General features: G+C 65.5%; 24 protein-coding genes and 1 pseudogene. 19 read left to right on the forward strand and 6 right to left on the reverse strand.

Annotated elements, in window-relative coordinates; translation table 11 throughout:
- Positions 1–206: 206 nt before the first annotated feature.
- Positions 207–716 carry a 30S ribosome-binding factor RbfA gene (rbfA, locus tag FYJ92_RS06430; protein ID WP_185263105.1) on the forward strand — a complete coding sequence of 170 codons (510 nt, stop codon included), beginning with the start codon at positions 207–209 and terminating at the stop codon, positions 714–716.
- A 194-nt stretch (positions 717–910) separates the two neighbouring features.
- Here rbfA and FYJ92_RS06435 read toward each other — a convergent pair.
- Positions 911–1,300, reverse strand: a pseudogene (locus tag FYJ92_RS06435) (ScyD/ScyE family protein); the annotation flags it as partial.
- Positions 1,301–1,427: 127 nt separating this feature from the next.
- Here FYJ92_RS06435 and FYJ92_RS06440 point away from each other — a divergent pair.
- Complete coding sequence (locus FYJ92_RS06440) at positions 1,428–1,913, forward strand: nucleoside deaminase (protein WP_185263106.1); 486 nt, start codon at positions 1,428–1,430, stop codon at positions 1,911–1,913.
- Between the two features lie 12 nt (positions 1,914–1,925).
- Here the strand turns inward: FYJ92_RS06440 and FYJ92_RS06445 are convergent, their stop codons facing one another.
- Positions 1,926–3,092 carry a pyridoxal phosphate-dependent aminotransferase gene (locus FYJ92_RS06445; RefSeq protein ID WP_185263107.1) on the reverse strand — a complete coding sequence of 389 codons (1,167 nt, stop codon included), beginning with the start codon at positions 3,090–3,092 and terminating at the stop codon, positions 1,926–1,928.
- 105 nt (positions 3,093–3,197) lie between these two features.
- On the opposite strand from FYJ92_RS06445, the gene truB reads away from it, so the two are divergent.
- The 10 genes from truB to FYJ92_RS06495 all read left to right on the forward strand — a co-directional run bounded on the left by truB (position 3,198) and on the right by FYJ92_RS06495 (position 13,271).
- Entirely contained in the window at positions 3,198–4,136 is a 939-nt protein-coding gene (gene truB / locus FYJ92_RS06450) for a tRNA pseudouridine(55) synthase TruB (protein ID WP_185263108.1), read from the forward strand.
- 2 nt (positions 4,137–4,138) lie between these two features.
- On the forward strand, positions 4,139–4,492 hold the full coding sequence (locus tag FYJ92_RS06455) for a hypothetical protein (RefSeq protein WP_185263109.1): 354 nt from the start codon (positions 4,139–4,141) through the stop codon (positions 4,490–4,492).
- 1 nt (position 4,493) lies between these two features.
- Positions 4,494–4,964 (forward strand): hypothetical protein, encoded by a 471-nt coding sequence (locus FYJ92_RS06460; RefSeq protein WP_185263110.1) that lies wholly within the window; start codon positions 4,494–4,496, stop codon positions 4,962–4,964.
- Positions 4,965–5,150: 186 nt separating this feature from the next.
- Positions 5,151–6,134, forward strand: a complete 984-nt coding sequence (locus tag FYJ92_RS06465; protein ID WP_185263111.1) for a bifunctional riboflavin kinase/FAD synthetase — start codon at positions 5,151–5,153, stop codon at positions 6,132–6,134.
- A 40-nt stretch (positions 6,135–6,174) separates the two neighbouring features.
- Positions 6,175–7,029: a tryptophan 2,3-dioxygenase gene (gene kynA / locus FYJ92_RS06470; RefSeq protein WP_185263112.1), complete on the forward strand. Its 855-nt coding sequence runs from the start codon at positions 6,175–6,177 to the stop codon at positions 7,027–7,029.
- On the forward strand, positions 7,026–8,285 hold the full coding sequence (locus tag FYJ92_RS06475) for a kynureninase (RefSeq protein ID WP_255482333.1): 1,260 nt from the start codon (positions 7,026–7,028) through the stop codon (positions 8,283–8,285). The genes kynA and FYJ92_RS06475 overlap by 4 nt, the downstream gene beginning before the upstream one ends.
- 242 nt (positions 8,286–8,527) lie before the next feature.
- The gene (rpsO, locus tag FYJ92_RS06480; protein ID WP_104063120.1) at positions 8,528–8,797 is read left to right on the forward strand and encodes a 30S ribosomal protein S15; all 270 of its coding nucleotides are present in this window, start codon (positions 8,528–8,530) and stop codon (positions 8,795–8,797) included.
- 248 nt (positions 8,798–9,045) lie between these two features.
- The gene (locus FYJ92_RS06485; RefSeq protein ID WP_185263702.1) at positions 9,046–11,310 is read left to right on the forward strand and encodes a polyribonucleotide nucleotidyltransferase; all 2,265 of its coding nucleotides are present in this window, start codon (positions 9,046–9,048) and stop codon (positions 11,308–11,310) included.
- A gap of 124 nt (positions 11,311–11,434) precedes the next feature.
- A complete protein-coding gene (locus FYJ92_RS06490) occupies positions 11,435–12,778 on the forward strand; it encodes a pitrilysin family protein (protein ID WP_185263113.1) in 1,344 nt (447 codons plus the stop codon).
- A gap of 31 nt (positions 12,779–12,809) precedes the next feature.
- Positions 12,810–13,271, forward strand: coding sequence for a DUF1579 family protein (locus FYJ92_RS06495; protein ID WP_185263114.1), 462 nt, complete (start codon positions 12,810–12,812; stop codon positions 13,269–13,271).
- 94 nt (positions 13,272–13,365) lie between these two features.
- Here FYJ92_RS06495 and FYJ92_RS06500 read toward each other — a convergent pair whose 3' ends face one another.
- Positions 13,366–13,647 carry a hypothetical protein gene (locus FYJ92_RS06500; protein ID WP_185263115.1) on the reverse strand — a complete coding sequence of 94 codons (282 nt, stop codon included), beginning with the start codon at positions 13,645–13,647 and terminating at the stop codon, positions 13,366–13,368.
- 206 nt (positions 13,648–13,853) lie between these two features.
- On the opposite strand from FYJ92_RS06500, the gene FYJ92_RS06505 reads away from it, so the two are divergent.
- Positions 13,854–15,008, forward strand: coding sequence for a helix-turn-helix transcriptional regulator (locus FYJ92_RS06505; protein ID WP_185263116.1), 1,155 nt, complete (start codon positions 13,854–13,856; stop codon positions 15,006–15,008).
- Positions 15,009–15,020: 12 nt separating this feature from the next.
- Here FYJ92_RS06505 and FYJ92_RS06510 read toward each other — a convergent pair whose 3' ends face one another.
- The 3 genes from FYJ92_RS06510 to moaA form a co-directional block, all read right to left on the reverse strand.
- Positions 15,021–16,586 (reverse strand): HNH endonuclease signature motif containing protein, encoded by a 1,566-nt coding sequence (locus tag FYJ92_RS06510; protein WP_185263117.1) that lies wholly within the window; start codon positions 16,584–16,586, stop codon positions 15,021–15,023.
- A 236-nt stretch (positions 16,587–16,822) separates the two neighbouring features.
- Entirely contained in the window at positions 16,823–17,089 is a 267-nt protein-coding gene (locus FYJ92_RS06515) for a MoaD/ThiS family protein (protein WP_160669617.1), read from the reverse strand.
- A 4-nt stretch (positions 17,090–17,093) separates the two neighbouring features.
- On the reverse strand, positions 17,094–18,278 hold the full coding sequence (gene moaA / locus FYJ92_RS06520) for a GTP 3',8-cyclase MoaA (RefSeq protein ID WP_185263118.1): 1,185 nt from the start codon (positions 18,276–18,278) through the stop codon (positions 17,094–17,096).
- 249 nt (positions 18,279–18,527) lie between these two features.
- Here moaA and FYJ92_RS06525 point away from each other — a divergent pair, with 249 nt between their 5' ends.
- From FYJ92_RS06525 to dapB, 6 genes are all read left to right on the forward strand, one after another.
- A complete protein-coding gene (locus tag FYJ92_RS06525; protein WP_255482386.1) occupies positions 18,528–20,042 on the forward strand; it encodes a molybdopterin-dependent oxidoreductase in 1,515 nt (504 codons plus the stop codon).
- A 23-nt stretch (positions 20,043–20,065) separates the two neighbouring features.
- Positions 20,066–21,313 carry a gephyrin-like molybdotransferase Glp gene (glp, locus tag FYJ92_RS06530; RefSeq protein WP_185263703.1) on the forward strand — a complete coding sequence of 416 codons (1,248 nt, stop codon included), beginning with the start codon at positions 20,066–20,068 and terminating at the stop codon, positions 21,311–21,313.
- Entirely contained in the window at positions 21,301–21,795 is a 495-nt protein-coding gene (moaC, locus tag FYJ92_RS06535; RefSeq protein ID WP_185263120.1) for a cyclic pyranopterin monophosphate synthase MoaC, read from the forward strand. The genes glp and moaC overlap by 13 nt, the downstream gene beginning before the upstream one ends.
- The gene (locus FYJ92_RS06540; protein ID WP_255482334.1) at positions 21,792–22,361 is read left to right on the forward strand and encodes a molybdenum cofactor biosynthesis protein B; all 570 of its coding nucleotides are present in this window, start codon (positions 21,792–21,794) and stop codon (positions 22,359–22,361) included. Before moaC ends, FYJ92_RS06540 begins: the two co-directional genes overlap by 4 nt.
- Complete coding sequence (locus FYJ92_RS06545) at positions 22,351–22,812, forward strand: molybdenum cofactor biosynthesis protein MoaE (protein WP_185263121.1); 462 nt, start codon at positions 22,351–22,353, stop codon at positions 22,810–22,812. The genes FYJ92_RS06540 and FYJ92_RS06545 overlap by 11 nt, the downstream gene beginning before the upstream one ends.
- Positions 22,813–22,906: 94 nt before the next feature.
- Positions 22,907–23,677, forward strand: a complete 771-nt coding sequence (gene dapB / locus FYJ92_RS06550) for a 4-hydroxy-tetrahydrodipicolinate reductase (protein WP_185263122.1) — start codon at positions 22,907–22,909, stop codon at positions 23,675–23,677.
- Position 23,678 lies beyond the last annotated feature (1 nt).

Below are 23,678 nucleotides of genomic sequence, written 5' to 3' on the forward strand. Positions count from 1 at the left end.
GCTTCGGCAGCGGAACTGGCCGTCCCAACCCTCGCAAGCTCGGGTCGGGGCCCTCGGCCAGTTCCTTGGATGCCACTCCCTGGCCGCCGGAAAAAATCCAACGCGCGTCCGTCGTAGACTCGCCTTAGGTGCGTGGCATCAAAACCCAACAGTTGTGCGACAGCCGCTAGCGTGCCGTCGTACATCCAAAATTTTTAGGAGTGGAAATGGCTGATCCCGCACGGGCTGCCAAGTTGGCGCAGCGGATTAAGGTTGTTGTTGCGGAGGCTCTGGGCCGGAAGGTTAAGGATCCTCGGCTGGAGGGCATTACTGTTACCGATGCCCGGGTCACCAATGATCTGCAGCATGCCACGATCTACTACACCGTTTTCGGCGACCAGGCGATCCAGGCTGATGCTGCCAAGGGCCTGGAGAAGGCCAAGGGTGTGCTCCGCCAGGAGGTGGGGCGCAACGTGACCGTCCGCCTGACTCCGACGCTGGAATTTGTTGCAGACCAGATCCCTGTCGTTGCCTCGAACTTGGAGGAACTGCTCCGGGCCGCCAAGAAGCGTGACGCCGAGGTGGCTGCCTTGGCCGAAAACGCCAAACACGCCGGCGACGCTGATCCGTACAAGAGCGACATTCCCGCCGATGTGGAGATCGACGAGGACGACTTCGACGAAGAGGACATTGACCTCACCGACGACGAAGATCTCGATGAAGACGCCAATAAGTAATTGACACGAGGCGAAGGCCCGGACCCGCAACTGAACTGCGGTCCGGGCCTTCTCTCGTCTGCCGGACTGGGCCCGGCAGGATCTACCTGATGTGGGCCTTCAGCACGGTTCCAGTCGGTTGCCCGAAGCTGAAGCCCGGCCGTGGCGTAAAGGGTTTTCCCTCTGACTTCGACGGCCGCAGGACCGTCGACAGCCAGGAACTGTGAAGCCTCACGGGTCCAGGCGTCGATCTTCACAATCTCGTTGCCGAACAGCGAGGCTGCGTAGACATCCCCGCAGTCGGACACTGCGATGCTGCCGGTGAGGCTCAGGATATTCTCCGCCCACAGGCGTGATATGCCGGTCCAGGGGTTGATGCGGGAGATGGCACCGCGGGCGCCCAGGGAAGGATCCTCGGGACCGCCTGGGAGCGAGGAGACATACAGCCAGCCGTCGGGGCCGATCTCCACGTTCGTTGGCACCGGTTCAAACGCGTATTCGTGGCCAACGACGCATGCAGGGACTTCGACCGTTCCGCCCGCCATATCTATGGGGATCCTGGTGCCGGCAGGGACGACGGCAGGCCGTGGCGGCAAGAAAAGCAAGGTGGATATGGAATTAACAGCCCCGGGCGCCAGAATAGTCCTCCCGGCAGGCTTCGTCGACGGAAGTTTTCTTTTGTGTGCCCCCTATTTTGAACCGGAAATCCTGGGCCCTGGCTAGGATCTAGATATGACGCAGGCGAGCGACAACCACGAGGCCACCCGCTACCTGGAACAAGCCATTGAGCTGGCTGTCCGGAACGTCTCCGACGGCGGCGGGCCGTTTGGTGCGCTGGTGGTGACCCCGGATGGCCGGGTCCATGAAGGCATCAACCGGGTCACCCGGGACAACGACCCCACCGCGCATGCAGAAGTGGTGGCAATCCGCGCTGCCGCAAGGGCGGGGGCCACGTTCGATCTGAGGGGTGCCGTGCTCTACACCAGCTGCGAGCCGTGCCCGCTCTGCCTGTCCGCCGCGTTGTGGGCGCGGATCGATCGAGTCTATTTTGCGGCCGACCGCCATGGTGCAGCCGCTGCCGGTTTCGACGACGCCGTGTTCTACGAGTATTTCAACGGCACACGTCCGGAACTGCTGCCGGTCGCCCAAGCCGCCATTCCGACGTCGGACGCTCCGTTTCTTGCGTGGCGCCGCAACACGAAACGCAAAGACTACTGACCAGATGCCGGGTCAGGAGTCCTGACGATCCGGCAGCCTGCCGACGCCATTGACCAGATCCTCGCAGGCACCACACAGCGCGATCCGCACCCAGCCTTCGCCAATCGAGCCAAACGCGGTTCCCGGCGCGAACGCGACGCCGGAATCGGAGAGGAACCGTCGGGTCCAGCTCCGGACGTCCCCGTCGCTGACATGGGAGACGTCGGCCCAAAGATAGAAGGCTCCTTGGGCACTTAGGTACGGGATTCCTTTGGCGTCCAGCACTGCTGAGGCAGCGTCCCGGTTGGCCCGGTAGTGGTCATGGGCGTGGCGGACGTAATCCTGCGGGCCTGTCAGCGCCGCCAGCGCGGCATACTGCGACGGGGAGGCAACGCAGGAGACAATTGCCTCCATCACGTTGTTCATCTTCTGTTCCAGCCCCGGCGGACAGATCAGGGCACCGATCCTCAGCCCGGTCAGGCCGTACGTCTTGGAGAGAGTCAGTGACGTGAATACCCGCGCTTCGCCGGGGACGTCGCTGTCGAACCGGGCCGGGCTGACGTGGGGGACGTCGTAGGTGAAGGCCTCGTAGCATTCGTCGGAAATGATCCAGAGATCATACTTGCGGGCAAGGTCCACCAGCTGGCGGGTCAGGTCCTCGCCGAGGACGGCGCCCAGCGGGTTGGACGGGGAGTTCAGGATGAGCACCCGGGTCCGGTCCGTGACGAGCGCCTCAATGTCATGGATCCGCGGCTGGAAGTCATGCTCGGGATACAGCGGGTAGCCGACGGGTACGGCGTTCAGGAGCCGGCTGGTCATGGCGAATGTGGGGTAGCCGGGGTTGGGGATCAGGATCTCGTCGCCGGGGGAGAGCAGGAGGCTCATGGCGAAGTGCAGGCCCTGCTGCGCGCCGTCCACCACGTAGACACGCTCCGCTCCGAGGCTGGTATGGAGTCCGGCTCGTTCGCGGAACCTGGCGGCGAATGCGTCACGGAGGGCCGGGATGCCGGCGTTGGGCGTGTAGTTGGTCTCGTCCCGGTCGAGGCACGCCATGCCGGATTCCAGGATGTGGCGGGGGAGCGCGAAGCCCGGTTCGCCGATGCTCAAGACGATGGCCCCGGGGGTATGCCAGGCGGCCTCCGTGATTTCCCGGATCTGGTTGACGGGGACGTCGCGCGCGTGCGCCGCAAGCTCAGGCATGGATGCCATCCTAGCCGCCGGAGCCGGAGCCGGGGGCAGGGGGGCAGGAGCTGGGTGCAGGGCTTGTGGGCAGGGGTGGTGGTCAGCGCCGATATACTGGGAAGCGTGCTTTCTGGACTGGTGATAGTGGACAAACCGCAGGGATGGACCAGCCATGATGTGGTTGGTCGGATGCGGCGTCTCGCCGGGACCCGGAAAGTGGGGCATGCCGGCACCCTCGATCCCATGGCTACCGGCGTCCTGGTGGTCGGCATCAACAAGGCCACCCGGCTCCTTACCTACATCGTGGGCACGTCCAAGACGTACACGGCAACCATCAGGCTGGGCCAGTCCACCATCACGGACGACGCCGAAGGTGACGTGATTGCCGCCGTCAGTGCAGCCGCCGTCGCCGACGAAACAATCCACGACGGCGTCGCCGCCCTCACAGGTCAAATCCAGCAGGTGCCCAGCAGCGTCAGCGCCATCAAAGTCAATGGTGAACGTGCCTACGCCCGGGTCCGCTCGGGTGAAGAGGTAAAGCTCGCGGCGCGCCCGGTCACCATCCACCGCTTCGAAGTTCACGGCATCAACCGGGAATCCGGCGGCGACGTTGTGGACATTGATGTCACGGTGGAATGCTCCTCCGGCACCTACATCCGGGCCCTCGCCCGCGACCTCGGCGACGGGCTGGGAGTGGGCGGCCACTTGACCGCCCTCCGCCGGACCAACGTTGGCCCGTACTCTCTGGACCAGGCCCGGACGCTGGAACAGCTGGCCGAAGAGCTTAATGTCCTGGAAATGTCGCAGGCTGCCAGGGCACTGATGCCCAACCGTGAACTCACGGCAGAGGAGACCACCGAGATTTCCTTCGGACGCCGGATCGCAGCCGGAGCCGAAGCGGGCGATCCCGCGGCCGCCACCACTGAGCACCCAGCGGCGGCGTTCGCGCCCGACGGCAGCCTCGTGGCGCTTCTCGCGGACTCCGGAAACTTTGCCAAGCCCGTACTGGTGTTCGCGCCGGGCAATGGTGCGCCCGGAAAAGCAGCGGGCAGGGACGCCTAGGCATGGACGCCTACTTCTATATCATCCTGGTGGTCGGCCTGCTCTCCAGCGGAATCTGCCTCGGTGCCGGCATCCTCAAAAAGGCCCCCAACGATTTCACCATCCTGTCCGTTGCCGCCGTTGAGCTGGCACTGCTGGTTTATCTGGTGGGCTCGATTGTGAGGGTTATCGCGGGCGAACCGATTGCCGGCGAAGCCTGGGAATTCTGGGGATACCTGGCCACTGCGATGCTCCTGCCGCCGGCGGCCGTGTACTGGTCCATCCTGGAACGGACCCGCTGGAGCAACTTCGTCCTCGCCGCCGTCGGTGTCACGGCCTTGGTGATGGCCGCCCGCATGAACCAGATCTGGTACTGAAATGGAAGAAGCACGCAACGTGAAAGCACCTCGTTCGGAAGCAACCCGTGGCAAGGCAGATGCCAAGGCCGGCGGCAAGGACACCCGGAACACCGGCCCCGGACGTCTGCTCATCGCCGTCTATGCAGTGTTTGCCATTTCGGCTACCGCACGGGCCGGCTACCAGATCCTGACGAAGTTCTCCGAGGCTCCGCTCGCATACCTGCTGTCCGCCTTCGCGGCGCTGGTCTACGTGGTGGCAACCGTGTCGCTGGCCAAGCCCGGCCGCACCTGGTTCAGGATTTCCCTGGCTGCCGTCCTGGTGGAACTTGTCGGTGTGCTGGTGGTGGGGGCGTTGAGCGTCATCGATTCGGTGGCGTTCCCGCATGAGACCGTCTGGTCCCTTTTTGGCCGGGGCTACGCGTTCATTCCGCTGCTGTTGCCGATCCTGGGACTGGTGTGGCTTTACCGGCGCCGGCCGCGCGGGCAGTAATACCGCACCAGCGCTACACCGCACCGGCGATCGGTGGCTGCCGGCAAGCCTTCGGGTATGTCCGCGCGTGCCGTCCCGTTGGCCTGGCGGCGTGCGGAAGCCATCCTGAATGCGGGTAATCTTAGAGAGTTCCGGCGCCGGTGCGTTCGGAGAGATGTCAGTTTTAGGCAGTAAAAGGCGAGGGTGATGGTCTACATCTGGAACGATCCGGCCGAGGTCCCGGCGGACTTTGGTCCCTCCGTTGTCACTTTTGGCAACTTCGACGGCGTGCATCGCGGGCACCAGCAGGTGCTCTCGGAGCTCATCCGCTCGGCGCGGCTCAACAAGACCAAAGCCGTTGCCGTCACCTTTGACCCGCACCCGGCCCTGATCCACCGCCCGGAGTCCGCGCCTGAAATGATCATGGGCCTGCAGGACAAATTGGTGGCATTGGGGGAGCTGGGCCTGGATGCGATTTTGGTGATGAAGTACTCGCTGAACCTGGCCAGCCTGACCCCTGAGGAATTTGTCAGCCAGGTCCTGGTGGACAGCCTGCACGCCAGCCATGTGGTGATCGGTCACGATTCCCGGTTCGGCCGCGGCAACTCCGGTGACCTTGACACCATGAAGCAGTTGGGCGAAAAGTTCGACTTCGACGTCCAGGTCATCAGTGAGTTCGGTTCAGAAGGTTACCCGCTGCATAACGACGGCGGCACGGACCGCCGGTGTTCCTCCACCTGGGTGCGCGAAGCATTGCAGGAGGGCGATGTCGCCACCGCCGCCGCGGTGCTGGGACGACCGCACCGGATGCGCGGCGAGGTTGTCCACGGTGCCGCCCGCGGCCGTGTGCTCGGGTTCCCCACCGCCAACCTTGCCAACCAGGCCAGCGGGTTCATCCCAGCCGACGGAATCTACGCCGGCTGGCTGGTGGACCAGGCCGGCACGCGCTGGCCGGCGGCCATCTCGGTGGGGTCCAATCCCACGTTCGACGGCGTCAGCCGCCAGGTCGAAGCCCATGTGATCGACCGTCCGCACGAGGCCGTGGAGGATTTCGATCTGTACGGCCAGACAGTAGTGGTCGAATTTGTGGCGCGGCTCCGCGGCATGGTGGCATACCGTGGGCCGGAGGCGCTTGTTGACCAGATGCGTCTGGACGTTGTTCAGGCCCACGATCTCCTGGTGCGGCGCTGACCGGGTCCCACCCGCAACGAACAGCCAGGGAGGCAGCACAGTGGCCGTCGAGAAGAACACCCGCAAACTGGACAAAGGCATTGTCCGCGATTTCAGTTCCCGGATGAGCTACGCGTCCTATCTCCACCTGCCCACCCTGCTCAGTGCCCAGCAGCCGGTCAGCACACCCGAGCACCACGACGAGCTGCTGTTCATCATCCAGCACCAGACCACCGAGCTGTGGCTGAAGCTGGTCCTGCATGAGCTCCGCAGCGCCGCGGCCTGGCTGCGCGCAGACGATCTCGGCTCCGCACTCAAGGGCATCGCCCGGGTCAAACACATTCAGAGAACCCTGACGGAGCAGTGGTCGGTGCTGGCCACGCTGACGCCCACGGAGTACTCCCAGTTCCGCGGTTTCCTGGGCAACTCCTCCGGCTTCCAGTCCAGCCAATACCGGGCCGTCGAGTTCATCCTCGGCAACAAGAACCGCAAAATGCTGCCGGTGTTCGAATCGGACCCGGAAGCACACGCCATGCTGGAGGAGCTGCTGAACGCGCCCAGCATCTACGACGAGTTCCTGGCCTACTTGGCCCGGCAGGGTTTCGACGTCCCGCAGTCCATCCTGGAGCGGGACGTCACCCGCGCCCACGAGTTCTGCCCCGACCTGTTACCGCTGTTCAAGCACATCTACGAAAACGCCGCCGATAACTGGGGCGCCTACGAGGCCTGCGAGGAACTCGTGGACCTGGAAGATAATTTCCAGCTCTGGCGGTTCCGGCACTTCCGCACTGTCCAGCGGACCATCGGGATGAAAACGGGAACCGGGGGATCAAGCGGCGCTGCCTTCCTGCAGAAGGCCCTTGAGCTCACCTTCTTCCCTGAATTGTTTGCGGTACGGACGGAGATCGGCCAATGAGCAATGCGATGGACGCGAAGATTGAAACTCACGACGGCACCACCCTCCTTGAGCAGGCAGTGCGACTGGACGTCGCTGACCCGTTGGCACGCTACCGCGGCCTCTTCATCGGGACGGACACGGACCTTTCCTACCTCGACGGCAATTCCCTGGGCCGCCCGCTGAAGAGGACCCCGCGGGACATCAGCGCCTTTATCGAGGAAGGCTGGGGCGGCAGGCTCATTCGTGGGTGGGACGAGGAATGGCTGGACTTGCCACAGGCCATCGGCGACCAACTGGGCCGGGCTGTCCTCGGCGCAGCCCCGGGCCAGACCGTCATCGCCGACTCCACCACGGTGGTGCTCTACAAGCTGATCCGTGCTGCGCTGGCCACCGTTGCTGACGCGGCCCGCACCGAGATTGTTCTGGACACCGACAATTTCCCCACGGACCGCTACCTGGTCGAGGGCATCGCCCGCGAGGAAGGCCTGACCCTGCACTGGATCGAAGCCGATCCAGCGTCCGGGGTCACTATTGAACAGGTGCGGAACGCAACCGGTGCGGCCACCGCCGTCGTACTTTTAAGCCACGTGGCCTACCGCTCCGGCTTCCTGGCAGACCTTCCGGGTATTACGGAAGCTGCGCACGGCGCGGGGGCACTGGTGGTCTGGGATCTGTGCCATTCCGCCGGCTCGGTGGAGCTGGACCTGGACGGGGCGGATGTGGATTTTGCCGCGGGCTGCACCTACAAGTACCTCAACGGGGGACCGGGCTCGCCGGCGTTCGCCTACGTCAACCGCCGGCACCTGCCCGGACTCCAGCAGCCGATCTGGGGCTGGATGGGACGCAAGGACGCGTTCGAGCTGGCAGCGGGCTACGAGGCGGCGCCGGGCATCCGCAGTTTCCTGAGCGGCACGCCGGCCATCTTCGGGATGCTGGCCATGCGCGGGACCCTTGACCTCATCGAAGAGACCGGCATGGCTGCCATCCGGGAGAAGTCGCTGAAACTCACCGCCTACGCCGTGCAGCTGTATGAGGCCTGGCTGGAGCCGACGGGCGTGGAGCTTGCATCGCCGCGCGATCCGGAGCTTCGCGGGAGCCACATCACCCTGGATCATCCGGCGTTCCGGAACGTGACGGCGGCGCTGTGGGAACAGGACGTCATCCCGGACTTCCGCGCACCACAAGGGATCCGCGTGGGGCTGTCGCCCCTGAGCACCAGCTTCGCTGAACTGTTCCGGGGGATGGCTGCCATTCGGGATCAGCTGCGCCGCTGAACTGCTGCCTTTTGCTGACGGTTTTTGGGGACGGCATTTGGTGACGGGGCTTGGCAACGGCGGGGGCTGTTTCGACAAGATTGCGGCGGGGCCGGTAAACTAAGGGTTGGTTCCGGCTGCAGTCCGTGGCGGCTGGTTCCTGTCATGTGTGGAAAGACCCTGGTTTCCGGGGAATTCCCGCGCGGGCAGACCCGGCAGTGAAGTACTGAATCGGGCCTCACGGCACATCTCTAGGAGTTATTGTGGCACTTGAAGCCGCTGTAAAGCAGTCCATCATCCAGGATTTCGCAACGTCCGAGGGCGACACCGGTTCACCGGAGGTCCAGGTTGCAGTCCTGACTCAGCGGATCAAGGATCTGACTGAGCACATGAAGGTGCACAAGCACGATTACCACACCCAGCGCGGTCTGCTGGCCATGGTTGGTCGGCGCAAGCGTATGCTCACCTACCTCAAGAACACTGACATCACCCGCTACCGTGCGCTCATCGAGCGTCTCGGCCTGCGCCGCTAGTCAGCTTTAAGGGGCGGCCCCTTCCGCGACGGAAAGGGCCGCCTTCTTCAGAACAAAATTAAACAGGAGGATCAACCGCATCACGCATTCGCGGTCCTCGGTAGTGATCCCCGGGAACGGCTTCGAAGAATGAAGCCCTCGGCCCGTGGGTCTCGATCGATGACCGGGTGCAGTGCAGGCCAGTAGACAGATGCTGGACTGGGTTGATGCGGCTGGACTCCGTGAAACAAGAAACGGAGGTGACTCTCTTGGAGGGTCCCGAAATCCAGTTCTCAGAAGCAGTCATTGACAATGGCCGCTTTGGCAAGCGTGTAATCCGCTTTGAAACCGGCCGCCTTGCCAAGCAGGCAGCCGGCGCAGCCATGGTGTACATCGACGAAGACACCGCGCTGCTGTCCGCCACCACCGCAGGCAAGCACCCGCGCGAAGGCTTCGACTTCTTCCCCCTGACGGTTGACGTTGAAGAGCGCATGTACGCCGCAGGCCGTATCCCGGGCTCGTTCTTCCGCCGCGAAGGCCGCCCGTCCACCGAGGCCATCCTGGCCTGCCGCCTCATGGACCGCCCGCTGCGTCCGGCCTTCGTCAAGGGCCTGCGCAACGAGGTCCAGATCGTGGTGACCGTCCTGGCCATCAACCCTGACGAGCTCTACGACGTGGTGGCCATCAACGCCTCCTCCATGTCCACCCAGCTCTCCGGCCTGCCGTTCTCCGGCCCGATCGGCGGCGTCCGCGTTGCCCTCGTCGCTGACGAGCACGGTTCGCAGTGGGTTGCTTTCCCCAAGCACTCCCAGCTCGAGAACTCCGTGTTCAACATGGTTGTAGCCGGCAGGACTGTGTCGGGAGCCGACGGAGACGACGTCGCCATCATGATGGTCGAAGCCGAAGCAACCGACAACTCCTGGAACCTCATCAAGGAACAGGGCGCCACGGCTCCCACCGAAGAGGTTGTCTCCGAGGGCCTCGAGGCTGCCAAGCCGTTCATCAAGGCACTCTGCGAGGCCCAGGCTGACCTGGCTGCACGCGCTGCCAAGCCCACCGTTGAGTTCCCGGTCTTCCTGGACTACCAGGATGACGTCTACGCTGCTGTTGAGTCCGCTGCCGCTGAGAAGCTGGCCGCTGTCTTCCAGATCGCTGACAAGCAGGAACGCGACGTTGCAACGGATGCGCTCAAGGACGAAGTCACGTCTTCCCTGGCCGGCCAGTTCGAAGGCCGCGACAAGGAGCTGTCCGCAGCATTCCGCTCGGTCACCAAGCACGTTGTGCGCCAGCGTATCCTCAAGGACCAGATCCGCATCGACGGCCGTGGCCTGACGGACATCCGCCAGCTCACCGCCGAGGTTGAAGTTCTGCCCCGCGTGCACGGCTCAGCAATCTTCGAGCGCGGCGAAACCCAGATCATGGGTGTCACCACGCTGAACATGCTCAAGATGGAACAGCAGATCGATTCGCTGTCGCCCGTCACGCGCAAGCGCTACATGCACAACTACAACTTCCCGCCGTACTCCACCGGTGAGACCGGCCGCGTGGGTTCGCCCAAGCGCCGCGAAATCGGCCATGGCGCCCTCGCAGAGCGCGCCATCATGCCGGTACTGCCGTCCCGCGAGGAATTCCCCTATGCGATCCGCCAGGTGTCTGAGGCTCTCAGCTCCAACGGTTCGACCTCGATGGGTTCCGTCTGCGCCTCTACGCTGTCCCTACTCAACGCCGGTGTGCCGCTGAAGGCTGCTGTTGCCGGTATCGCCATGGGCCTGGTCTCTGACCAGGTTGACGGCCAGACCCGCTACGCAGCCCTGACCGATATCCTCGGCGCCGAAGATGCTTTCGGCGACATGGACTTCAAGGTTGCCGGCACCGCCGAATTCGTGACAGCCATCCAGCTGGACACGAAGCTCGACGGCATCCCCGCTTCCGTGCTGGCAGCAGCGCTGAAGCAGGCCCGCGAAGCCCGTCTCCACATCCTGGACGTCCTGAACTCCGCGATTGACACCCCGGATGAGCTCTCCGAGTTCGCGCCGCGCGTCATCGCGGTCAAGATCCCGGTTGACAAGATCGGCGAGGTCATTGGGCCCAAGGGCAAGATGATCAACCAGATCCAGGAAGACACCGGCGCGGACATCTCCATCGAGGACGACGGCACGGTCTACATTGGCGCCACGAACGGTCCGTCTGCTGACGCAGCACGCTCCGCGATCAACGCCATTGCCAACCCGCAGATCCCGGAAATCGGCGAGCGCTACCTGGGTACGGTCGTTAAGACCACCACCTTCGGTGCCTTCATTTCGCTGACCCCGGGCAAGGATGGCCTGCTGCACATCTCCGAGCTGCGCAAGCTGGCCAACGGCAAGCGCGTGGACAACGTTGATGACGTGGTTTCCGTCGGCCAGAAGATCCAGGTGGAAATCACCAAAATCGATGACCGTGGCAAGCTGTCGCTGTCCCCCGTAGTGGCTGAAGAAGAAGGCGTCGAGCTTGTTGACGCTTCCGCCGCAGAGGGCGCTGCCGAAGCGGAGTAGCCCATTGGCGCGGAGTAACATCCTCCGTCACTCAGCATGAATCGACGGGGCCGGTGGATGATCCACCGGCCCCGCCGCTGTTACGATGGCAGCCAGATCCGGCTGCCTCTCCTGAAAGGCTTCAATGACTGTTGTACCCCTGCCGCTTGAGCAGAACCAGCCCGGCGACACCCTGGTCCACGGCTCCGACGGCGGCTCCGTTGTCCGGCGTTCAGTGCTGCCGGGCGGCGTGCGGGTACTCACCGAAGCGATGCCGGGCCAGCGTTCGGCGACCATCGGTTTCTGGGTGGGCGTCGGGTCACGCGATGAAGCCCCGGGCCAGCACGGCTCCACGCACTTCCTGGAGCACCTCCTGTTCAAGGGAACCAAGCGTCGCACCGCCCTGGAAATCGCCTCGGCCTTTGATGAAGTGGGTGGGGAGTCCAACGCCGCCACGGCCAAGGAGAGCACCTGCTACTTCGCACGCGTGCTGGACACGGACCTGCCGATGGCCATCGACGTCATTGCCGATATGATCACCGGTGCCGTCCTGGATCCGGCCGAAATGGAGCAGGAACGCGACGTCATCCTGGAGGAAATCGCCATGGACAGCGATGACCCCACGGACGTTGCGCACGAGAACTTTGTGGCTGCCGTCCTGGGCAGACACCCGTTGGGCCGCCCCATCGGCGGCACTCCAGCCGCGATCCGGGCCGTCGCCCGCGACTCTGTCTGGGAGCACTACCGCCGCTACTACCGCCCGGATGAGCTGGTCATCACCGCCGCCGGGGGCCTGGAGCACGACGTCGTCTGCCGCCTTGTGGTCAACGCCCTCCACACTGCCGGGTGGTCACTTCAGCCGGACGCCGCCCCGGTGGATCGCCGTTCCACAGCGCGGGCGGACATCACCGGCACTGCCGGGCTGCATGTGGTCAAGCGTGCAGTTGAGCAGGCGAACATCATCATGGGCTGCCCCACGATTGTGGCCACCGATGAACGGCGCTACGTCATGAGCGTCCTCAACGCCGTCCTGGGCGGCGGGATGTCCTCGCGGCTGTTCCAGGAGATCCGCGAAAAGCGTGGCCTGGTGTACTCCACATACTCCTTTGCCTCCTCTTACGCGGATGCCGGCTACTTCGGGATGTACGCAGGGTGCACTCCGTCCAAGGTCCGCCAGGTGTTGGACCTGCTGGGGCTGGAGCTGGACAAGCTTGCCGAAGGCGGGATCTCCGACGACGAACTGCGCAAGGCCGTAGGCCAGCTGTGCGGCGGAATTGTCCTGGCACTGGAGGACACGGGCTCCCGAATGTCCCGCCTGGGCCGCGCTGAACTGGTGTCCGGTGAATACCAGGACATAGACGAGACCCTGCGGCAGATCAAGGCGGTCACCGCGCAGGAGGTCCAGGACCTTGCCAGGGAACTGGCAGCCGCCCCGCGGACTGTCACCGTGGTGGGCCCGTTTGAGGAGACCGAAACCTTCGGTCTCTGAGCGGCAGGCCCGCGCCCGCAATAATGAACCTATGAACATTCCGCAGCCGGGCACGGTGCACGCCGTACTGGAGAACTTTCTGGGCCATTGGCGCGGCACCACCCGGCTGGACGCGTCGGCCTGGGGGCCCCAGCGCACGGCCGCGGCGGAAGTCAGTTACACCAGGGCTGCCGGGGGCTACGCCGTGGTGCAAAGTTACAGGCACACCGAAGCTGATGGCACGCACTTTGAGGGCCATGGTGTCTTTACTGTCGACCGTGACCACAACGACATCCTCTGGTACCACGTGGACAGCCTGGGCCTGCCGCCTGGAGCCCCGGCCCGGTGCACGTGGGTGGATGGTGTGCTGCGCGTCGAGCGCCACAATGACCGGAGGACAGCCCGCCATACCTTCCGTGTGGACAACGACGTGCTCATCCACACCGCAGAGTTGCGCCTCGGCGACGGCCAGGATTTTGTCCCGTTCATGACGTCCGAGTGCCGCCGCGTCTGACCCCATCCCGCCGTGCGTTCCACCGTGCTCACTGACACTGACGGCCCCTACCTCTGCGCGAACAGACACTTGCGGCCCTTCAGAATTCCGGCCGTCAGGCGGCTGATTCCAGAATCCTTGTCCGCGGCGCGCCGTTCAGGGCTGGCGCTGCGGAGGAAGAATTCCACACCCTGTCTTTCAGGGTCGCCAGCAATTGCTCGGCCTGGCCGCGTTCCGTGAAATCGAGTTCCACCACCACGTAGTGGGGGTCGTCCACCGGCTGGGAAATCCGGTGGCCGACGACCCCGGACGCCGCGCGGTCCACCGGATCCCGGTCGAAGGCCGCCTTCCACATGCCAAAGTCCTTGATGCCATGTTCTATCTGCAGTGTGTACATTGCTGATTCTCCTTAGTTGATCGCGTTAGTTGGTCGCACGTGTTGACTCCGTGCTCCGACCCTTTGCTCCGCTGCCGGGAGAGCCGCACGGTTCCGCCGCGTTGCGTACCGTCACGGTAACTGTTGGCCGCTGCCGCCGGTATCCCAGAAATCTGGGGTCCTGGGACGGAAGCGCCGGCGCCGGCCGCAGAGCGCATACTGGGGGAATGACCGCTGGCAGGCCCTGGCGCCGGAGCCTTGAACGGATCCGGCTGATCGGCGATTCCGCCCCGGATCACCACTCATTGCGCACCGCTGTGATTGCTGAGTTGGGCCGGGTGCTTCCGTTCAGCGCCTTCGTCTGGCCGATTTCAGATCCGCTGACGGCGACGGGCATCTCGCCCATTGCCCGGATTCCGTGCCCGGACGAACTGCCGTTGCTGATCCGGCTCAAGTACCTGACGCCGGCAGGTCGGTGGACGCGGTTGGCGATCAGTACGTCGCCGGCAACGACGCTGCTGCGAGAAACGGCCGGCAATCCATCCCGGAGCCTGGTCTGGAATGGCTTGATGAAGCGCTACGGGGTGACCGATGTCCTGTTCGCAGTGCTGGCGGATAAACACGGCTGCTGGGGTTGGCTTGACCTCTGGCGAACGGCGCAGGACGATCCCTTTACTGCCGAGGAAGTGGGATACATCGCCGCCGTGACGCGTGAGGTGATGCCCGCCCTGCGTCGTTCGATAGCCCGGCAGTTTCTTATGGAGGTGCCCGGCGGACGCGACCCCGTAGGACGCGACCCCGTAGGACAGGAGGTGGTCCGTGCGGGGGCGTCAGCCATCGACGGAGGTCCGAGGCCGGACTTGCCTCAGCAGGCTGTGCTGACTCTGGATGCGGATCTGGCCGTGGTGGGTGGAACGGCTTCGGTGGGGGAGTGGCTGGGGCTGCTTCAGCCTGGCCCGCGTCCCTTTCAACGCGTAGCGGCCGAGGTTTTCAACGTTGCTGCCCAGTTGCTGGCGCGTGAGGCGGGCGTGGATCGGCATCCTCCGTCCGCCCGTGTGCACATAGGGTCAGGCCAGTGGGCCCTGATCCAGGCCAGCCGGATGGACTCCACCGGCACAGCGGCCATTCCGCCATTGGCCGTGACCATCCAGGCATGCCCTCCGGGGGCGCGCCTTGATATGTTCGCCCGGAGCTTCGGGCTGACAACGCGGCAGCGGGAATTGTTTGAGCTTGCCGCCAGCGGCGCCGACACCAACGCCATGGCTGACGCCTTGGGGATCGGGGCCTACACCGTTCAGGATCAGTTCAAGCAGATTTTCGAGACATGCGGCGTCCATAGCCGCGCGACTTTGTTGGCCCTGGCGATGGGAACGGCCCAGTAACCGGACCGGCCGTCAACTCTGTGGCGGTGGCAGGCTTGTGTCCAGGTCCAGGTCCAGGTCCAGGTCCAGGTCCGGGTCGAGTGCCAGGTGCACGTCCAAGACCAAACCGGGGCTGATGCCAGTGCCAGTGCCGGAGCCGGGCATGGGGATGTCTGCTGGCCATTGGGGTGGTTCCCAGTCGGGTTGTTCGCTGGTGTAGTGGCGTCCGGTGGGTGATGTCCAGCCGGGCGGGTTATTTTTGGTAGCCGCGGTGGGTGTCCGGGCTGTGGTGTGGCGGAGTCTGTGGTGTTTGTGGCAGGGCTGGCCGAGATTTGAGATTCCGGTGGTGCCGCCGTGGGCCCAGGCGAGGATGTGGTCGGCTTCGTTGTCGAGGGAGTGGTTGCTGCAGCCGGGGAACGGGCACTTCCCGTCGCGCAGTCTGAGCCATTGGCGTTGGGCTTTTGTGAGCCGGTAGCTGGTCCGCCCGATCTCCAGCGGTGCACCGTCCCGGGGATCGGTCAGGACGCGGTGGAAGGACTCCGCGCCGTCGGCGATCAGTTGGCGGGCCATGGACGGCGGGATGGGCCCGTATCCGTCGAGCATGGCCGGTTCATCCGTGAGGCCCAACAGCGCAAACACCGGCACGGTGACGAGGACCTGCGCCCGCGGCGACGGAACACCAACACCCACAGCGATGCCACCGGTCTCGTGGTGGCTCGTTTCGCCGGTCGCGTCGCCGCTGTTTTCCCGACCCTCATCACCGGTTCCGGCGCCGGCGGTGGTGTTGGCGCCGAGGAGCCAGGTGGCAACGGTGTCTGCGCGGAGTTGGCTGAGGGTGCGGTCTTCATGGGGGCCTTGGAGGGCCCGGGCTGCGGTGGTGGTACGGTCCCAGATCCCGGCAGCCTGGACGGCGGGGAGGTAGGCGGAGAGCCAGGCCATCCCGTCGCGGTCCGGGGCGTACTCCACCCGACGGTCCTGGACCCCACGTAGGTGGCGTTGTTCGATGCTGACCGGGTGGTGGCGTTCCCGCCAGGTGCGGGCCTTGTGCCGGAACCGGCCGGGGATGAGCTCACCGGCCGGGCCATGTGCCGGGTTCATTGCGTGGGGGTCCAGGAAATGTGCCTCCAACGCCTGCGCTCCCGCGGGGTTTAGGTTCATGGTTTCGTCGACCATGATCCTCGCGTGCTGCCATGAAATCTGCCCGGCCTGCAACGCCGAGAACGTCAACGGCAGGGCCGTGGTCAGCGCGTGCGCCTCAGCGAGCAGAGCACTGGCGGAGCGTTCGCTGACCGTCAGAGCACAGGCGACTTCAGCGATCACGGCCATCTCCTGGCCCCTGTGGTCCTGCGGCGACTCAGCCGGGCCCGCCAGAGCCTCGGCAGCGGCGGCGTACACGGCGGCCGCATGCACCTTCAGGGCAGCCATCGTCGCCTCCCCGCAGGCGACGGCGGCCAAGGTCTTCAGGGCAACATCAGCCCTACGGCGAAGCGGATCAGCACACGCAGCGGAGCCTTCGGTAGCTTCACGGAGCACTGCAGCAAGCTCACCGAAAGACACCGAAAGGGCCTCCGCCGTCGCCACAGCTGCTCTGCTATCCATACCCAAATCATCCCCGGAGGGTCCGACAAAAGCGGTGAGGCTCAATGGCTATGTGCATAACTCCGCGGCCACGGCCTTGACGGCAGCCATCGCGACTACGAGCCCGGCCATTTCGGCGCGACGGACACTTACGGGGCCTCAGATCCCAGGGCTCAACTGTCCGCTCGCGCTCGGAGGCGAAGGATGGCCCCAGCTACGGGACCTCAAGTGTCCGTTCGCGCGGTCTGCGAGGTGTTCTACCCGCCCGCGAAGGGCGGCAGTACGTCAACCACATCGCCCGGATTTAACACAGTGGTGCGGTCCCGGACGGCCACCTCGTTGAGCAGGAAGCTGCTCCGGGACAGGATCCGTTGCAGGGGAGGAGTGCCGGCAGGCGGCTCGGCGCGGTCCACAGCCAGGACTGCCTGCAGCAAGCCGGCCACCGTAGTCCCGGACGCGAGATCAAAGGACTCCTCGTCCACACCCGCAGCGGCGCGTGCGGCAGCGAAGTAACGTACGTTCAAGAATTCAGCCTCCGATGGCGCTCATGCTGCGGTCCGGCTGGACAAAGTCCGGCGCGCCGAGACCTGTGTGGTCCATGCCGTGGGCCTTTGGCTTGACCCACATGGCGTCCTGCCAGCGTCCGGCCAGGGCTTCGTCGCTGGCGCCCTCCCGCAGCAGACCCAAAAGATCAAACTCCTCACGGGAGAACAGGCAGCTCATGATCTTGCCCTCGGCCGTGATCCGCGTCCGACGGCAGTCGGCGCAGAACGGCTCCGTGACGGACGCGATGATCCCCACGGTACCGAGCACCGGCCCCTCGGCGTCCGGCCCCTTGGCGTCAGGCCGGTCGGCGTCCGGCACCCCGGTACCCTGCCCCGGACCATCGGGCCCCGCAGACCCGGCCACCCGGCGTCGTACGTCAAAGCGTTCTGCCGGGGCTCCATCGCGGGCACGGGGATCGGGGCTCAACACAAAGTCGCGCGAGAGCAGGGAACGGATCTCGGCCGCCGTGATCATGTTCCGCCGCGTCCACCCGTGGTCCGCGTCAAGGGGCATCTGCTCGATGAAACGCAGTTCGTAGCCGCGGTCCAGTGCCCAGGCGAGCAGAGACGGCGACTCGGTGTCGTTGATGCCGCGCATCAGCACGGCGTTGAGCTTGACGGGGCCCAGCCCCGCGGCCCAGGCGGCATCGACGCCCGCGAGTACGCGGTCCAGGAACGGGCGCCGGGTCAGCTTGGTGAAGGTCTCTTCGTGCAGCGAATCGAGCGAGACATTGATGCGGGTCAGGCCCGCAGCTTTGAGCGCAGCGGCCTTTTTGTCCAGGCCCACGCCGTTGGTGGTCATTGAGATCGGCAGCTCCGGGTGATTGCTCCGCAGGGCCGCGATGATATCAATCAGGTCCGCCCTGACCAGCGGCTCCCCGCCCGTAAGCCGCAGTTCCCGGACGCCGAGCAGGTCCACGCCAATGCCGACAATCCGCACGATTTCCTCGGCCGACATCACAGCCTGTTTGGACAGCCACTCAAGCCCCTCGGCCGGCATGCAGTACGTACAGCGCAGATTGCACTTGTCCGTCAGCGACAGCCTCATGTCCGTGGCCCGGCGGCCGTACTGGTCCAGCAGCCCGGGCGGAGTGCCGGCCGGCCGGGCAGGCGGCAGGCCCGGCCCGGCATCTTCTCGGGGTTGCGGCATGCCTAGCTGAACACTCATGAAATCAGGCTACGCCACCTTTGGCCGCGTCGTGGCGCCGGTGCCGCAGGATGATCTTACGGAAGTCGTACAGAACTCCCGAAGACGGCCAAGTCCGGCGCTGCCGGGTCCCGGCGAACCTATGCTGGAGAGGTGAACAGCTCCCAGCCCCTGCAGGAAACGGCCGACGACGGCGCCACCTCTCCCGGGCGCTCGGGAACTGCGGGTGCCGCTCAGTTCAGCCGCCGCTGGGCAGCAGCCTCGGGGGCCGTGGCCGCCGGCGCCGCCCTCGTCATAGGGGAGTTGCTGGCAGGCCTGATCAGTCCGTCCCTCTCGCCCCTGACGGCAGTCGGCGGGGCCCTGATCGATGCCGTTCCGCCGGGTGTGAAGGACTGGGCCATCTCCTTGTTCGGCACCGCCGACAAGGCAGTATTCGTGGCCGGGATGCTGTTGGTTATCGCAGCAGTCGGGGCGTTGGCCGGAATTCTGGAACAGCGCAGGCGGTTTGCCGGTGCAGCGGTGATTGGTGTTTTTGGGCTCGTCGGGCTTACTGCGGTGCTTACCCGCGCCCAGATGACCCCAGCAGCGGCTGTGGTTCCATTGGTCGCAGCCCTGGCTGGAGCACTTCTGCTCGGATGGCTGAGCCGCCGGCTCCAGGAAGGACTACCGGCCGGCGCAGCGGGGACAGAAATGTCCGCGAGGACTGCACGAACCGCCGGGCGGCGCACGTTCCTGCAGGTCCTGGCTGCGAGCGCCGGGGCCACCGCCGTTGGTGGGATTGTCGCCGCGGTCTGGCGAGGAGCGGCCGCCGGCATCAGTACTGCCCGCGAAAAACTGACGTTGCCCGCTCCATCGTCTGAAGCGCCCGCGATCCCGGCCGGCGCCGAAGTAAGCCTGGACGGGATGCAGCCGCTGGTCACCCCGAACCGGGACTTCTACCGGATCGACACCGCCCTGATTGTCCCTTCCCTCGACCCCGAATCCTGGGTACTCCGCGTCACGGGAATGGTGGAACAGGAGATTGAGCTGAACCTGGCTGATCTGCTGTCCAAGCCCCTGATCGAACGTCATGTGACCATCGCCTGTGTGTCCAACGTGGTGGGCGGGGACCTGATTGGCAATGCACGCTGGCTTGGCTGGCCGGTGCGGGAACTCCTGGCCCTTGCCCGGCCGCAAGCCGGTGCCGATATGGTATTGTCCCGAAGCTCCGACGGCTGGACTGCGGGCACCCCGCTGGAGGTCCTCACCGGCGATCGCGACGCCCTGCTCGCGGTGGGGATGAACGGCGATCCGTTGCCGTTGGAACACGGCTTCCCGGTCCGGATGATCGTGCCTGGCCTCTACGGCTACGTTTCCGCCACCAAATGGCTCACCGAACTCCGTGTCACCAGGTTCGCGGACGACGTCGGCTATTGGACGCCGCGTGGTTGGTCCGACCGTGGCCCCATCAAAACGTCCTCACGGATCGACGTGCCGCGAACCGGCCGGCGGGTGAGTGCTGGAACGGTCATGTTTGGCGGCGTGGCCTGGGCACAGCACACCGGGATCGGCAAGGTGGAACTCCGCGTCAACCGCGGTCCGTGGCAGGCAGCCCGTCTCGCACCCGGGATTTCGCTGGACACCTGGTACCAGTGGCAGGTTGGCATCGAGCTTGCTCCTGGGCAGTACGAGGTCCAGGTCCGCGCGACGGACCTCAACGGCGAGCCGCAGGTCGAGGAACGCCGGCCGGTTGCTCCCGACGGGGCCACCGGCTTCCACACTATTAGAGTTGATGTGAATCCATGACCGCCCGGACCGAAGGCAGGACCATGCACAGCTCTCCGCACCAGCACGGCCAAACGACCCACCAGGCGCGGTCCGTCGCCCTGCACCGTGCCGCTGTCACCGAACTGCTGACACCCCTGTTCGCCCGGAAAAAGACGGAAAGGCTGGCACTTCGGGACGCGTTGGGCAAGGGGCTCGCCCAGGACATTACGGCCCCCCTGGGCCTCCCGCCGTTCGCCAACTCCCAAATGGACGGCTTTGCCGTCAACAGCGCGGACGTTCCCGAAAGCGGTGCGGTACTGCCTGTGGTGGTTGTCCCCATTCCGGCAGGCGCCGTGCCGGCGGCCCTGGGCGGTGGCACTGCCGCCGCCATCATGACGGGAGCCATGCTCCCCGCCGGCGCTGACGCCGTCGTGCCCGTGGAACGTGCCATCCCGGACCGGTTCCCCGCCGGAGGGGAAGCAAGTACCGTGTGGTTGCCGGCGACGCCGGCGGGCACCTTCGTGCGGTCGGCCGGGAGTGATATCGCGGTGGGGGAGCGGGCGTTGGCAGCGGGAACCTTCCTCGGCCCGGCTCAGCTGGGGCTGCTGGCGGCCCTGGGGATCGCCGAAGTTACTGTTCGCCGGCCGGTGACCGTCCTGCTGGCAACCACGGGCGACGAAGTGGTGGAACCCGGCCGGCCCTTGCCGGCCGGCAAGATTTATGATTCCAACGGAACGCTCCTCGAGAGTGCCATGCGGCAGGCGGGCCTGGCCGTGGTGCGCACGGCCATCGCCTCGGACCATCCTCGCGACTTCCGCTCATTGCTGCGCAGCCATGCCGGAGCGGTGGACATGATCGTTACCACGGGCGGGGTCAGCCAAGGAGCCTACGAAGTTGTCCGCCAGGCCATGGAGGGCAAGGGCGCCGAGTTCCTGCATGTCGCCATGCAGCCCGGTGGCCCGCAGGGCATCGGAACTTTCGACGGAGTACCCTTCCTGGGTTTCCCGGGAAATCCGGTCAGCTGCCTCGTTTCCTTCGAAATGTTCCTGCGGCCCGTGCTGGCCGAACTTTTTGGATCGCCTGCACCTCGGATCCCGGTCCGCGCACGGCTGGGCCACAGCCTGTCGTCGCCGGAACATAAGCATCAGGTCCGGCGCGGAACCCTCCAGGGGGACGGAACCGTCCGCTTGGAAGGTGGCGAAAGCTCCCACCTCATGCATGCCCTCGCCGGCTCCAACGCGCTGGTGCACGTACCGGTTGGAGTCTCGGCGCTCGCCGAGGGCGACGAGGTGGAAGTATGGATGCTGTGAATCCAGAACATAACCCGTCCGCGTTGACCCATCTGCGCCAGGACGGCAGCGCCCAGATGGTGGACGTGTCCGCGAAAGCCGAAACCACCCGGGAAGCCACAGCCACTGCCACGGTCCGCACCACTGACGAAGTGCTGGGCCTGCTCGGATCCGGCGGCCTGCCCAAGGGTGATGCCCTGGCCGTGGCGCGGGTTGCCGGCATCATGGCGGCAAAAAAGACGCCCGACCTCATCCCGCTCTGCCATCCCTTACCGCTCTCGAAAGTTACCGTGGACTTCGAGCTCGGAACCGATTCCGTGGCGATCCTGGCCACGGTCAAGACGCGCGGGGTCACCGGGGTGGAGATGGAAGCACTGACGGCGGCCTCTGTGGCCGCGCTCAGCGTGTACGACATGATCAAGGCCGTCGACAAGCACGCCGTGCTGACCGACATCAGAGTGCTGGCGAAAAGCGGCGGCAAGAGCGGGGACTGGACACTATGAGCACCGAGAGCACTATCCTGCCCGAGCCAAACAGCGGGCCGCTTGCACCTCAACCTCACCTGCCGGAGCCGCACACGCACGGCGAAGTGCAGGGGCGCAAGGCCGGGGTTGTCATTGCGTCCACCCGCGCGGCCGCAGGCATCTATGAGGATGAAACCGGTCCGGTCATCATCGACTGGCTCACCGAGCACGGCTTTGAGGCCTACCCTGCCATGGTGGTGCCGGACGGTGAGCCTGTTGGTGCCGCCATCAGGGCCCTCCTCACCCAGCATCCCGCCGTCGTGATCACCAGCGGCGGTACCGGGCTTAGCCCGGACGACCGCACACCCGACGTGACCCTGCCCCTCCTGGACCGGGAAATTCCGGGCATCATGGAGGCGATCCGGCGCGAAGGCGCAGTCAAGACGCCGCTCGCCGCGCTCAGCCGCGGGCACGCCGGAGCTGCGGGGCAGACCTTTATTGTCAACCTGCCCGGGTCGCCCAAGGGCGTTATGGACGGACTGTCGGTGCTCGATCCGCTAATCGGGCACCTGTGCGACCAGCTGGAGGGCGGACATGGGCACTGAATCGGTTTTCGAAGTGGTCCATGCGGTGCTGAGCGCAGAACCGATCTCCGTGGACCAGGCCATCGCTGCCGTGGAGTCTGACACAGCAGGGGCGGTGGTCAGCTTCAGCGGCGTGGTGAGGAATCACGACGGCGGCAAGGCAGTGGAGCGGCTCAGTTACAGCGCGCACCCCACGGCTCATCAGGTGATGGCCGACGTCGTCGCCCGCCTTGCCGCCGAACATGCCGGGGACGGATCCGCCACGCAGCCCGTGCGGATCTGGGCTGCCCACCGCATCGGAATGCTCAACATCGGTGATCCGGCGCTGGTCTGTGCGGTCTCCGCTGCGCACCGAGGACAGGCCTTTGCCGTGTGTTCCGAACTGGTGGACCGCATCAAGGAGCAGGTGCCCATCTGGAAGGAACAGTTCTTCGCCGACGGCACGGTGGAGTGGGTCGGCGCAGGCAGCTAGGGCGCACCGGCTTCCCTACGCCTTCCGGCGGCCGCGAGGTAACGCACACCTTTCGGTTCAATCCCGCACCCGGCCCGACGGTAGGGTTAACGGCATGATCGAACAACTCTCCGCGCCCACCCGCGTGGCTGTCCTGGGCGCCAACGGGCGCATGGGCGCCGAAGCCGTTAAGGCTGTTGAAGCGGCTCCTGACCTGCTGCTCGTAGCCGCCCTGGGACGCGGCGACTCGCTGGACCAGCTGGCCACGTCGGGTGCCCACATAGTGGTGGACCTCACCGTCCCCGAAAGCACCGAAGCAAACGTGCGCTACGCCGTCGAGCATGGCATGCATGCCGTCGTAGGGACCACCGGTTGGGACGCCACCAGGCTAGCCGCCCTGGAGGCACAGCTGGCGCAGCGCCCCGAAACCGGGGTGCTGATCGCCCCCAACTTTGCCCTTGGCTCCGTGCTGGCCTCGGCCTTTGCCGCCAAGGCCTCCAAGTATTTCGCATCCGTGGAAATCATTGAACTCCACCACCCGGAAAAGGTTGATGCCCCATCCGGGACGGCTGTCCGCACCGCCCAGCTCATCGCCGCCGAGCGCAAGGCGGCGGACGTTCCGGCCAGTCCTGACGCGACCACCAGTGAACTCGCCGGCGCGCGGGGTTGCGACGTTGAGGGAGTCCGCGTTCACAGCGTTCGGCTCCGCGGGCTCGTGGCCCACCAGGAGGTGCTGCTCGGCGGGCCGGGGGAGCAGTTAACCTTCCGGCACGATTCCTTTGACCGGGCCTCCTTTATGCCTGGAGTGCTGCTGGGCGTGCGGAATGTCGCCGCACATCCGGGACTGACGGTGGGCCTGGACGGCTACCTGGACCTGGGACTCTAGG

Source organism: Pseudarthrobacter sp. NBSH8, from assembly GCF_014217545.1.
Taxonomy (GTDB): Bacteria; Actinomycetota; Actinomycetes; order Actinomycetales; family Micrococcaceae; genus Arthrobacter.